At 64.5% G+C, this 13541-nt stretch carries 4 protein-coding genes; all 4 read left to right on the top strand.

Features of this window, described 5'->3' with window-relative positions; translation table 11 throughout:
- Positions 1 to 22 precede the first annotated feature (22 nt).
- The 4 genes from hutU to NKH60_RS21200 all read left to right on the top strand — a co-directional run bounded on the left by hutU (position 23) and on the right by NKH60_RS21200 (position 13261).
- Positions 23 to 1693 carry a urocanate hydratase gene (gene hutU / locus NKH60_RS21215; RefSeq protein ID WP_352873193.1) on the top strand — a complete coding sequence of 557 codons (1671 nt, stop codon included), beginning with the start codon at positions 23 to 25 and terminating at the stop codon, positions 1691 to 1693.
- 8 nt (positions 1694 to 1701) lie between these two features.
- Positions 1702 to 2289 (top strand): HutD/Ves family protein, encoded by a 588-nt coding sequence (locus NKH60_RS21210; protein ID WP_352873191.1) that lies wholly within the window; start codon positions 1702 to 1704, stop codon positions 2287 to 2289.
- 267 nt (positions 2290 to 2556) lie between these two features.
- Positions 2557 to 11127 carry a glycoside hydrolase family 94 protein gene (locus NKH60_RS21205; protein ID WP_352873189.1) on the top strand — a complete coding sequence of 2857 codons (8571 nt, stop codon included), beginning with the start codon at positions 2557 to 2559 and terminating at the stop codon, positions 11125 to 11127.
- Between the two features lie 364 nt (positions 11128 to 11491).
- On the top strand, positions 11492 to 13261 hold the full coding sequence (locus NKH60_RS21200) for a glucan ABC transporter ATP-binding protein/ permease (RefSeq protein ID WP_352473659.1): 1770 nt from the start codon (positions 11492 to 11494) through the stop codon (positions 13259 to 13261).
- Positions 13262 to 13541 lie beyond the last annotated feature (280 nt).

The following is a 13541-nucleotide window of genomic DNA, read 5'->3' as shown; positions in this document are numbered from 1 at the left end:
ACCTCACTCGAAAGGGACAATCATGACCGATCCTCGCCACAACATCCGTGAAGTGCGCAGCCCGCGCGGCAGCGAGCTCAACGCCCGCACCTGGCTGACGGAAGCGCCGTTGCGCATGCTGATGAACAATCTCGACCCAGACGTCGCCGAAAACCCCAACGAACTGGTCGTCTATGGCGGCATCGGCCGGGCGGCGCGCACCTGGAACGATTTCGACCGCATCGTTGCCTCGCTGAAGACGCTTGGCGACGACGAGACGCTGTTGGTGCAATCGGGCAAGCCGGTCGGCGTGTTCCGCACTCATCCTGACGCCCCGCGTGTGCTGATCGCCAACTCGAATCTCGTGCCGCACTGGGCGACATGGGAGAAATTCAACGAGCTCGATAGAAAGGGCCTGATGATGTACGGCCAGATGACGGCCGGCTCGTGGATCTACATCGGCACGCAAGGCATCGTGCAGGGCACCTACGAGACCTTCGTCGAGGCCGGCCGCCAGCATTATGGCGGCAATCTCAGGGGCAAATGGATCCTGACCGGCGGCCTCGGCGGCATGGGCGGTGCCCAGCCGCTCGCCGCGGTGATGGCCGGCGCCTGCTGCCTGGCCGTCGAATGCGATCCCGATCGCATCGATTTCCGGCTGCGCACCCGCTATGTCGATGAGCGCGCCGACACGCTCGACGAGGCTCTGGAAAAGATCGAGCGCTGGACCAAAGCCGGTGAGGCGAAATCGGTTGGCCTGGTCGGCAACGCCGCCGACATCCTGCCGGAACTGGTGCGGCGCGGCGTGCGCCCCGACATCGTCACCGACCAGACCTCGGCGCATGACCCGCTCAACGGCTATCTGCCCAAGGGCTGGTCGCTGGCCGAGTGGCGCGAGAAACGCACCTCCGACCCGAAGGCCGTCGAAAAAGCTGCCCGCGCGTCGATGCGCGAGCATGTCGAGGCGATGGTGGCGTTCTGGAACGCCGGCGTGCCAACGCTCGACTACGGCAACAACATCCGCCAGGTGGCGAAGGAGGAGGGGTTCGAGAATGCTTTTGCCTTCCCGGGTTTCGTGCCGGCTTACATCCGTCCGCTGTTTTGCCGCGGCATCGGCCCGTTCCGCTGGGCAGCGCTTTCCGGCGATCCCGAGGATATCTACAAGACCGACGCCAAGGTGCGCGAGCTGACCCCCGGCAACACCCATCTGCACAACTGGCTCGACATGGCGCGTGAGCGCATCGCCTTCCAGGGCCTGCCGGCGCGCATCTGCTGGGTTGGGCTTGGCGATCGCCACCGGCTCGGCCTCGCCTTCAACAAGATGGTCGCCAGGGGCGAACTGAAAGCGCCGGTGGTCATCGGCCGCGATCACCTCGATTCCGGCTCGGTCGCCTCGCCGAACCGCGAGACGGAGGCGATGAAGGACGGCTCCGATGCCGTCTCCGACTGGCCGTTGCTCAATGCCTTGCTCAACACGGCGTCCGGCGCCACCTGGGTGTCGCTGCACCATGGCGGCGGCGTCGGCATGGGCTTTTCGCAGCATGCCGGCATGGTCATCGTCGCCGACGGCACGCCCGAGGCGGCCAAGCGCCTGGAGCGGGTTCTGTGGAACGATCCGGCGACCGGCGTCATGCGCCACGCCGATGCCGGCTATGAGATCGCGATAGAGTGCGCCCGGGAGAACCAGCTCAACCTGCCCGGCATTTTGGGCTGAGCCGCGCCTTGCACATCCTTCGGGCAGCCGAATACCGCTCGATGCCGTGGAAGAACGGCGGCGGGATGACGACGGAGATTGCCGTCTCGCCGCCAGGTGCCGGGCTCGACGATTTCGACTGGCGCGTCTCGATGGCGCGCGTCGAGAGCAGCGGACCGTTCTCCGGCTTCGCCGGCGTCGATCGGACCTTGGCGTTGCTGGAAGGCGAGGGCATGATCCTCGGCATCGCCGGCCGGCTACCGGTCGAAATCACCAAGGCTTCCGCACCGCTTGCCTTTCCGGCCGACGTGCCGACGCAAGCCACGCTGATCGCCGGTCCGATCACCGACCTCAACGTTATGACCCGCCGCGCCCGGGCGATCCACACGGTCGAGAGCCTGCTGATTTCGGCTCCGACGGAGATCCAGGCCGAAGCCGATGAAACACTCATCCTGTGCGTCGACGGCGAACTCAGCGTGGTCGGCGCGGCGCCCATGCAACTGGGCCCGCTCGACGCGCTGTTGCCCGGGGCGCAAGTGCCGGAACTGCGCCTCGATTCGGTCCGGCCGGCCATGCTGTTCGTGATCCGCATCGACCGCATTGCCGGCAACGATTAACGTCTGTTTCCAAACATGATCGTGACGCCGGCCAAATATCGCGTAAGCTGGTCGCTGCATCACGAAAAAGCCTGAATCTTCCGCCGATCAGAAGCCGAAACGATGCTCATAGTGCTCGCCTGGAAGTTGTCGAAAGACGGCATCTTGTCGTGGTGCGGAAACAAACTTTCGGCCAAGTGTTGCGATGCAACCAATTGCATTTGGACCGGTTTTAGGGACATTGCCGTGGCGGTGACGCCGCACTGCGTCCCCAACACGGAACCTTAGATGAATATCCAGACCAATCTCGCACAGATCGAAAAGACGAGCGCCAGCTTCCCGGCTGTCACCGACGAGCCGATACGCTCCAATTTCCTGCCGGAAGATCGGCTGCGCGCTTTGGGCGCAGCCCTTGCCAATGGCGATGCCAAGGACTTGTTCGGTCTGACGCCTTTCGATTTTCAGGCCCGCATCCGCGACAGCGCCAGGAAAATTCTCGATGTCTACCGTTCCACCAACGCTGCCCAGGCGAGGGGCGAAACGATCACGCCCGCGGCGCAGTGGCTGCTCGACAACAACTACCTAGTCGAGGAGACCATTTTTCAGGTCAAGCGCGACCTGCCGCGCCGCTTCTACCGTCAGTTGCCGACGCTGAAACTGTCCGACGGATCCAGCGTGCCGCGCGCACTGGCGGTCGCGTGGACCTATGTCGCGCATTCCGACAGTTCCGTCTCGTCGGCCATGTTCAAGGCGATTGTCGAAGGCTTCCAGTCCGTCGAGCCGCTGAAGATCGGCGAATTATGGGCGCTGCCGTCGCTGCTGCGCTTCGTCCTGATCGAGAACCTTCGCCGGATCGCGGTCCGCGTCAATCGCACGCGGGAACTGCGCCAGATCGCCAACGAGGTCGCCGACCGTGTGCTGGCGACGGACGACAGCGCCGACCGGCAGGCGATACTTTCCCACTACAGCGCCCATGCGCAGGACACCACCTTCGCCACCCAGTTGCTCTACCGGCTGCGTGACGGCTCGCAAAATGCCGGCAGGGCGCTGGAATGGCTGGAGGGCGAGCTGGAAAGGACCGGCTCCGACGCCGAGGAGATCATCCTCAGCGAGCACCACACGCTGTCCAGCGGCAACGTGACCACCGGCAACATCATCCGCGGCCTGCGCCTGATCAACGACATCGACTGGACGGTGTGGTTCGAGGGCGTCAGCCGCATCGACACCTTGCTGCGCGAACGCACCGATTTCGCCGCGCTCGATTTCTTTTCCCGCGACCAGTACCGGACTGCGATCGAGGAGCTGGCGCGCCGTTCCGATCTCTCCGAATTTCGCGTTGCCGAAAGGGCGATCGAGCTCGCCGGCCATGCTGCCGCTGCACCGGGCTCCGAAACCGGTCCGATCGCTCACACCGACGTCGGCTTCTTTCTGGTCGGCCCTCGCCGGCAGGAGCTCGAGCGGTCGATCGGCTACCGGCCGACCATCGGCAAGACGCTCAACCGGACCTTCCGCAAGACCGGATGGCTGGGCATTGTCGTGCCGGTGTTTGCGCTGACGGTCCTGCTTCTGGTCGTTTCCGGCAATGCGCTTGCCAATCTCGGCCTGTCGGTGCCGTCGATCGTCCTGATGCTGGCCCTGTTCGCGGTGCCGGCCAGCGAAGGCGCGCTCGCATTCTTCAACACCGTCGTCTCGCTGTTTTTGAAGCCGACGCGTCTCATCGGCTATGATTTCAGGCACGGTGTGCCGCCCGAGGCGCGCACGCTGGTGGTGGTGCCGTCGCTGATCGGCTCGCGCGACGATGTCGAGGAGAACATCCGCAACATCGAGGTGCATCACCTCGCCAACACGGCGGGCGAAGTCTATTTCGCGCTGCTTTCCGACTGGCCGGACTCGAAGACCGAGATCGATACTGCGGATGTCGAAATCCTCGAATTCGCCCGCGCCGAAATCGCCAGGCTGAACGCCCGCTATCCCTCGGAGGGGGCGCCGCGCTTTTATCTGCTGCATCGGCGCCGGCTCTACAACGCATCGCAAGGCGTCTGGATGGGCTGGGAGCGCAAGCGCGGCAAGCTGCACGAATTGAACCTTCTGCTGCGCGGCGACAGCGACACCACCTTCCTGCCGCTGGAAGTGCCATTGCCGGAGAGCGTCGTCCACGTGATGACGCTGGACGCCGACACCCGCACCACCCGCGACGCCGTCGCTGCGCTGGCCGGCAAGCTTTGCCACCCGCTCAACCGTCCGCATTTCGATGTCGCACGGCGCGAGGTTACGGCAGGTTATTCCATCCTGCAGCCGCGTATCACCGCGTCGCTGACCAGTGGCGACGAGGCGTCGTTCTTTCAGCGTGTCTTTTCCGCCAATCGCGGGCTCGATCCGTACGTCTTTGCCGTGTCGGACCTCTACCAGGACATCTTCGGCGACGGTTCCTTCACCGGTAAGGGTCTCTACCATGTCGACGCCTTCGAGGCGGCGCTGAAGGGCCGCATCGAGGAAAACACCATCCTCAGCCACGATCTGCTCGAAGGCGCGCTGGCGCGATCGGCTTTGGTCACCGACGTCGAACTGGTCGAGGACTATCCGACCCGCTATTCGGTCGACGCGTCGCGCCACCATCGCTGGGCACGCGGCGACTGGCAGCTTCTGGGCTTCATTCTTGGCCCGCGCTCAAACGTGCCGGCGCTGTCGCGCTGGAAGATGGTGGACAATCTGCGCCGCTCGGTGACGCCGATCTTCTGGGTGATGGCCGCGATCGCCGGCTGGACGCTGCTGCCCTTCACGCAGGCCGCCCAATGGCAGGCGCTGCTGATCCTCACGCTGTTCATGGCGCCCACTTTCGACATCGTCGACGCCATCCTGCCGAAGAGCGGCGATCAGACGCCGCGCGGCCATTTCTCGGCACTGGCACGCGACGTTGCCTTCGGCACCGCCCTGGTGGCGCTGAAGATCGTGCTGATGGCGCATCTTGCCTGGATGATGGGCGACGCGATCATCCGCACGCTCTACCGCCTGTTCGTCAGCCGCCAGAACCTGCTCGAATGGCGCACCGCCTCGCAGGCACACAAGGGCGGCGACAACGATCTCGGCTCCTACTACAGCATCATGTACGGCGCGGTGATCATCGGCGTCGTCGGCCTCGCCGTGCCGGTGCTGGCCGATTCCACCGGCGCTTTCGTCGCCTTCTTCTTTGCCTTGTTCTGGATCGGCTCGCCCGCCATCGCCTGCTGGATCAGCCGTTCGGCCGAAACCGAGGACCGCCTGCGCATATCGGCCGCCGACATCCACGCGCTGCGCACCGTGGCGCGGCGTACATGGCACTATTTCGAGACCTTCGTGACGGCCGAGCATCACCATCTGCCGCCGGACAATTTCCAGGAAAGCCCGGCCCCCGTTGTGGCGCCCCGCACCTCGCCGACCAATATCGGCGTCTACCTGCTGTCGGTGATTTCGGCACGCGATTTCGGCTGGATCAGCCTCTCCGACGCCGTCAACCGCATCGACGCGACCATGTCGACCATCGAGAGCATGCCGCGCGACCGCGGCCATCTCTTCAACTGGTATGACACGACGACCCTGAAGCCGCTCTATCCGCTTTACATTTCTGCAGTCGACAGCGGCAATCTCGCCGGCCATCTGGTGGCTGTGGCCGCAGCTTGCGCCGAATGGGCCGAAGCGCCGTCGGTGCATGTGCAGGGCGACTTCGAAGGCATCCTCGACACCGTCACCATCCTCGACGAAAGCCTTGAGGAACTGCCCGACGACCGGCGTCAATTGCGGCCCTTGCGCCAGCGGCTCGCCGACCGTCTCGACGGCATGCGGCGGGCGGTCGAATTGATCAAGGCGCAGCCGGAGATGGCGTCGATCCGTACCATCAACCTGGCCGTCCTGGCCGGCGAGATACGCAAGCTCGCGACAGCCATCCACACCGAGGCCGCGTCGACCCAGAGCGACACCATCGCCGATTGGGCGGCCAGGCTCGAAGCCACCTGCGAGGCGCATGTGCACGACGCGCACAGCGACGAAAACGCGGTCGCGGCGTTGCGGGCCAAGCTTCTGACCTTGCGCGAGCGCACGCGCCGCTTCGCCTTCGAGATGGATTTCTCGTTCCTGATGCGGCCCGAGCGCAAGCTCCTGTCGATCGGTTACCGGGTCGAGGAGCATCAGCTCGACGAAAGCTGCTACGACCTTTTGGCGTCCGAGGCGCGGCTGACCAGCCTGTTCGCCATCGCCAAGGGCGATTTGCCGACCGAGCACTGGTTCCGGCTCGGCCGGCCGATCGTCGAGATCGGCTTCCAGGGCGCACTGATGTCCTGGTCCGGCTCGATGTTCGAATATCTGATGCCGCCGCTGGTGATGAAGGAGCCGCAAGGCAGCATTCTCAACCAGACCAGCAAGCTCATCATCAAGCGCCAGATCCAGTACGGCCGTTCGAAGAACGTTCCCTGGGGGATTTCGGAAGCGGCCTACAACGCCCGCGACCGTGAACTGACCTACCAGTACACCAATTTCGGCGTGCCCGGGCTCGGCCTGAAGCGCGGCCTTGGCCAAAACACGGTGATCGCGCCTTACGCGACCGTGCTGGCAGCGCAGTTCACGCCGCATGAATCCGTGCAGAACCTGGCTAGGCTGAGGCGGCTGGGCGCACTGGGCCGGCACGGTTTTTACGATGCGGTGGATTTCACGCCGCAACGCGTCCCCGAGGGCACCGACCACGCCGTCGTGCTCAACTACATGGCCCACCACTCCGGCATGTCGATTGCCGCAGTTGCCGATGCGATCTTCGAAGGGCGCCTGCGCGACCGCTTCCACAGCGACCCGGTGATCGAGTCGGCCGAATTGCTGCTGCAGGAACGGGCGCCGCGGGACATCCCGACTGCGACCGTCCGGACCGAGGCCGACGAGCGCTCGAAGGACGAGACCGAGCTGGAAAGCCCGGATACCCGCATCGTGCTCGATCCGCTCAGGGCGCTCCGCTCGACCAGTGTCATGTCCAATGGCCGCTATTCGGTCATGGTCACCGCCACCGGCTCCGGGTACAGCCGCTGGGGCGAACTTGCCGTCACGCGCTGGCAGCCGGATCCGACCGAGGACCGCCTTGGTTCCTATATTTTCCTGCGCGACGCCAGCAACGACGACTGGTGGTCGGCCACCGCCGAGCCGAAGCGCGCCGCCGGCGAGCGTGCGCAGACGCTGTTCTCCGACGACAAGGCGAGCTTCGTCAAATCGATTGGATCGCTGCGTTCGGAAGTCGAGTGCATCGTCATCTCGGAAGGCAATGGTGAGGGCCGACGGGTGACGCTCCACAATGATGGCCCCGCCGACCGGCATATCGAAGTAACCTCGTTTGCCGAACTGGTGCTGGGCTCCGAGCCCTCGGATAATGCCCATCCGGCTTTTTCGAAGATGTTCGTGGAAACCGAAATCGCGCCGAACAACGGCGCGATCTTCGCCACCAGGCGCAAGCGCGAAAAGGACGAACCCGACGTCACCATGGTGCATTTCGTCACCGACCCGTCTGGATCGGCGCGAGACGCCGAGGCGGAAACCGACAGGCGCGCCTTCATCGGCCGCGGCCGCACCATCACCGAAGCGGCGGCCTTTGATCCCGGCGCCAAGCTTGGCGGCCATTCCGGCTTTACCCTGGATCCGATCGCATCGCTTCGCCGGCAGGTGCGCGTGCCGGCCAACAAGAAGATTTCGCTGACGTTCTGGACCGTCGTCGGTACCCATCGCGCCGAATTGGATGCCGCCATCGCACGGCTCGACCATCCCGAAAGCTTCGCCCGCCAGGCGATGCTCGCCTGGACGCGCTCGCAGGTACAGACCCGGCACCTTGGCCTCAGCCTGTCCGACGCCGCCAATGTGCAGAAGCTGGCGCGCTATCTGATCTATCCCGATCCGTTCCTGCGCCTTCCGGGCGAATCCATCGTCTCCGGGCTCGGCAGGCAGTCCAGCCTGTGGCCGACCAGCATATCCGGCGATTTTCCGATTTTCCTGGTCAGGATCGCCGATGTCGCCGATCTGGAGATCGTCGCCCAGGCGCTTCGCTTCCAGGAATACATGCGCGCCCGCGGCATGATGATCGACTTTGTCGTCGTCAACGAGCAGGCGTCATCCTACGTGCAGGACCTGCAGCGCGCGGTGGAGACGCTGTGCGAAAACAGCCGGTTGCGCGGCAAGGAACTCGGACCCCGCCAGCACATCTTCGCGGTGCGCCGCGATCTGATGGAGGAAACGACCTACCGGACCTTGCTCGCCGTCGCTCGGGTGGTGCTGCATACGCGCAACGGCACCATCTTCGACCAGATCGAGCGCGCCGAGGCCGCGGCATTGCAGGCGCGGGACGCCGCCCTCCAGCCGGCAGACCTTGCAGCGCTTCGCGAGCCGTCCTTGCCGGTGCCGACGTCGCAAGCATCGGCCGCTCAGGCACTGATCGAGGGCCGCGTCGACGGCAGCGGGCTCGACCAATGGAACGGGTTCGGCGGCTTCGACGGCGGCGGACGCCACTACGTCGTGCGTCTTGCCGGCCGGCGCACGACGCCGCAGCCGTGGATCAACGTCATCTCCAACCCATCGTTCGGGTTCCACATTTCGGCTGAAGGCGCTGCCTTCACCTGGAGCCGCAACAGCCGCGACTATCAGTTGACGCCATGGTCGAACGATCCGGTCACCAACCGGCCGGGCGAGGGCATCTACATCTACGATCACGCCAGTGGCAGGGCGTTCTCGCCAATGGCTGCCGTGGTGCGTGATCCGACAATGACCTACGAAACCTGGCACGGGCAGGGTTTTTCGACGTTCCGCTCAAAACGCGGGCCGCTGTCGATGGACCTGACCCATGTCGTCGATCCCGTCGATCCGGTGAAGATATCGCGGCTGCGCATCCAGAATTCGGGTTCGGTACCGATGCGGCTGCGCGTCTACGCCTATGCGGAATGGGTTCTTGGCGGCCATCGCTCGCGCACCGCTGCAAGCATCGTTCCGTCGAGGGATGCCGCAACCGGCGCATTGCTGGCGCAAAATCCCTATGGGCTCGATTTCGGCGAGCGGATCGCCTTTCTGGCCGCCGACGGTGCTGTGCATTCGGTCACCGCCGATCGCGGCGAGTTCATCGGCAGGCAAGGCACGAGCGAGTTTCCGCATGCCGTGCTGAGCGGCGCCGGCCTGTCCGGCCGTGTCGAGGCCGGCGACGATCCCTGCGCGGCCATCGCACGCGACATCGACATCGCTGCCGGCGGCGACGTCACGCTGCTCTGGCTGCTCGGCGACGCGGCCTCGCCCGAGGCGGCCAGCGCGCTGGTGCAGACCCATCGCTCCAGGGATTTCGATCAGCGGCTGGCCGACAACGAGCGCACATGGCGCGGCTTTCTCGACACCATCCAGGTCGAGACGCCGGACAAGGCACTCGACGCCATGGTCAATCACTGGCTGCCCTATCAGAGCCTGGCCTGCCGCATCCGTGCCCGCTCTGCGTTCTATCAGGCGAGCGGTGCCTTCGGCTTCCGCGATCAGTTGCAGGATACCTTGGCCTTGCTGGCGCATGACCCCAAGCTGGCGCGCGATCAGATCCTCAACGCGGCGCGGCGGCAATTTCCCGAAGGCGACGTACAGCATTGGTGGCTGCCGCGCACCGAGGCCGGGGTCCGCACCATGATCTCGGACGACGTGGTCTGGCTGGCCCACGCCACGGCCCGTTACCTGCTGGTGACCGGCGACACCGCGATCCTGAAGGAGCAACTGCCGTTCATCGAAGGGCAGGCGCTGGGCGAAGGCGAGCACGATGCTTTCTTCATCCCGGAAATCTCGAAGAAGACAGCCTCGCTCTATGACCATTGCGCGCGGGCGCTCGATCTTGCCGTCAAGCGCAGCAGCCCAGCCGGGCTGCCGCTGATCCTCGGCGGCGACTGGAACGACGGCATGAACCGCGTCGGCGAGCACGGCAAGGGCGAGAGCGTGTGGCTGGGCTGGTTCCTGCTGAAGACGCTGGGCGACTTTGCCGCTGTCGCCAAGGCGGAGCGCGATGCCAAGCGGGTGCAGGCCTGGACGAAGCACGCCGAGGTGCTGAAACGGGCGCTGGAAAGCACCGCCTGGGATGGCGAGTGGTATCGGCGCGGCAGCTTCGACGACGGCACGCCGCTCGGCTCGCGCAAGTCGGACGAGTGCAAGATCGACTCGATCGCCCAGTCCTGGAGCGTGCTTTCGGGCGAGGGCGACCCGGCGCGGTCGACCACGGCAATGGCGCAGGCGATGAAAGCGCTCGTCGACGACGACCTCAACATCGTCAAACTGTTCACCCCGCCCTTCTCGAAGACGGAAAAGGACCCGGGCTACATCAAGAGCTATCCGCCGGGGGTCCGTGAAAACGGCGGCCAATACACGCACGCGGCAACATGGTTCGTCATTGCGCTCGCCGAAATGGGCCGCACCGACGATGCCTACCGCTGCCTTTCAATGCTCAATCCGGTCTACCATGCGCTCGATGAAGCCGCGGCAGAGCGCTACCGCGTGGAACCTTATGTCGTCGCGGCCGATGTTTATTCCGGGCAAGACAAGGGCGGCCGCGGCGGCTGGACCTGGTATACCGGGTCGGCGGGCTGGCTTTATCGCGCCGCGGTCGAGAGCATTCTCGGCATAGAGCGCCGCGGACAGCGCCTCCAGTTCACGCCGAGACTTCCTAGCCATTGGGACGGCTATTCGGCAACTCTGAAGATGCTGGGCGCGGAGATCAAGGTACGCGTCGTCCGCGACAAAAAGGCCCGGGCCATCTCACTTGAAGTGAATGGCACGAAGACCAAATCTTCGTCCTTCGAGCCAAAAGCCGGAGATAGCGCCGAGGTGGTCGTCAGAATACCGGCCTAGATTCAAGGGCTTGGAGCGTCACTTTGGCGTTCCCAGGGCACGCACGGGCGCTCCAAGTGCCTCTACCGGTTATATTTGCGTTTGACCTTGCTGAATGCCTGCACACGACTTTAGACGTCGTGCCCAGGGTCTTGCTGATTAAAATTGTGGCAGTGCTTTCCAACTGCCATGATTTTGCCGCAACGCTGACATTTCACCTTTTATCTCAAACTGTTAGACGATCACGGCAAATTTCGAAGCGTCGTCATCTTTTGTTCGCGGAATGGGAACGGAAGAGCTAGACGAGCATTGTTTTGCGACGCGTCAACCGATACGAGTCAAAAAATGACGCACTGCACCATAAATAATTGGCGGAGTAGCTGAAGTGTCACTTCTGCAAATCTACTGGCGAGCCCTTGGTTATCTCGCTGCCGACAGGAAACGCGTTGCGTTTATCTGCGGGGCGAATGTCGCGCTTGCCATTATCGCCATTCTCGAGCCGATCATGTTCGGCCGGGTGATCGATGCCATTTCGGACCGCGGCTCGGTATTCGCGACGCTCGCAATGTGGGCCGGCCTCGGCGCGTTCAACATCATCGCCTTCGTGCTGGTGGCGCGCGGCGCCGACCGCTTTGCCCACCAGCGGCGCAGCGAGGTTCTTTGCCAGTCGTTCGAGCGCGTGATCACCATGCCGCTTGCCTGGCATCATCAGCGCGGCACCTCCAATTCCCTGCACACGCTCCTGCGCGCGGTCGAGACCTTGTTCAGCCTCTGGCTGGAATTCATGCGGCAGCATCTGTCGACCGCGGTTGCGTTGGTCCTGCTGGTGCCCACCGCGCTCAGCATGGATATCCGCATGTCGATGGTGCTGCTGGCGCTTGGCGCGCTCTATGTCGGCATCGGACGGCTGGTGATGCGGCGCACCAAGGAAGGCCAGGCGGCCGTGGAGCGGCACTACCACAAGGTATTTGCGCATGTGACCGACTCGGTCAGCAACGTCGCCGTCCTGCAGAGCTACAACCGCATCGGCCATGAGACCGAGGCGCTGAAGTGCTACGTCAAGAACCTGCTCGACGCACAGAATCCGGTGCTCGACTGGTGGGCGATGGCCAACGCGCTGCACCGCCTGTCGTCGACGATTTCGATGATGGTGGTGCTCTTGATCGGCGCCTATCTGGTGACGCACGGCCAGTTGCGCATCGGCGACGTCATCGCCTTTACCGGCTTTGCCACGCTGCTGATTGCCCGGCTCGACCAGATGTCGGCCTTCGCCAACCAGATTTCCGAGGCGCGCGCCAAGCTCGAGGAATTCTATCATCTCGAGGACTCTGCATCCGACGCCGCCGAGCCCGATGGGCTGCGCGATCTCGTCAACGTCACCGGTCATGTGCGTTTCGAGAATGTCTGCTTCGAGTTCGGCAATTCCGGGCAGGGCGTCGACGACGCGTCGTTCGAGGTCCAGGCCGGCCAGACCGTCGCCATCGTCGGCCCGACGGGCGCCGGCAAGACGACGCTCATCAACCTTCTGCAGCGCGTCTTCACCCCGTCCAGCGGCCGTATCCTGATCGACGGCATCGACACCCGCACGGTGACCCGCAAGTCGCTGCGCCATTCGATCGCCACCGTCTTCCAGGATGCCGGCCTGCTCAACCGCTCGATCGAGGACAACATCCGCGTCGGCCGCGCGGAGGCGAGCTATGACGAGGTCCATGCCGCGGCCAATGCCGCCGCCGCGCAGGATTTCATCCTGTCAAAGAGCGAGGGCTACGACACGGTCGTCGGCGAACGCGGCGGACAGCTGTCCGGTGGCGAGCGCCAGCGCATCGCGATCGCCCGCGCCGTGCTGAAGGACGCGCCCATCCTGGTTCTCGACGAGGCGACCAGCGCGCTCGACGTCGAGACGGAAGACCGCGTCAAGGACGCCATCGACGAATTGCGGCGCGGCCGCACCACCTTCATCATCGCCCACCGCCTGACCACCGTTCGCGACGCCGATCTGGTCGTGTTCATGGACAAGGGCCGGGTGGTCGAGATGGGCGGGTTCACCGAACTGTCGCTGCGCAACGGTCGCTTCGCCAGCCTGCTGCGCGCCGGCGGCCTGCTCAACGACGAGGAGGTCCGCCGCCTCAGCCGTCCGGTGAACGAAGCCGCCTGAACGCTTTCCCTTCTCCCCTTGTGAGATCCACAGTGGAAGGCGGGCTATCGCAGGTGGAAAGCCGAGGCTTTCGCTCTACGATGTACCCCCACCCCTAACCCCTCCCCACAAGGGGGAGGGAGACTTCCGTTGGCGCTGACCTCGGCAAATTTGAGTTGTGTGCGTCAAGTTCTGCAAAATGGCGTGGCATTGCGGTGACGTCGGCGTGTCCGCCGCGCAGCCCCCGTGTTTAGCGGAGCGGCGGACACATGACGGTGCTCAGGCGGCCAGGGCCCTCAGG

The sequence above is a fragment of the Mesorhizobium sp. M1006 genome (genome assembly GCF_040318825.1).
Lineage (GTDB): Bacteria > Pseudomonadota > Alphaproteobacteria > Rhizobiales > Rhizobiaceae > Mesorhizobium.
Note: the sequence above shows the minus strand (reverse complement) of the source record. Positions and strands in the feature narration are given on the sequence as shown.

Bases quoted from the DNA above. Each gene is read 5' to 3' on its own strand.
- NKH60_RS21205 (WP_352873189.1), top strand. From the start codon at position 2,557: ATGAATATCCAGACCAATCTCGCACAGATCGAAAAGACGAGCGCCAGC.
- hutU (WP_352873193.1), top strand. From the start codon at position 23: ATGACCGATCCTCGCCACAACATCCGTGAAGTGCGCAGCCCGCGCGGC.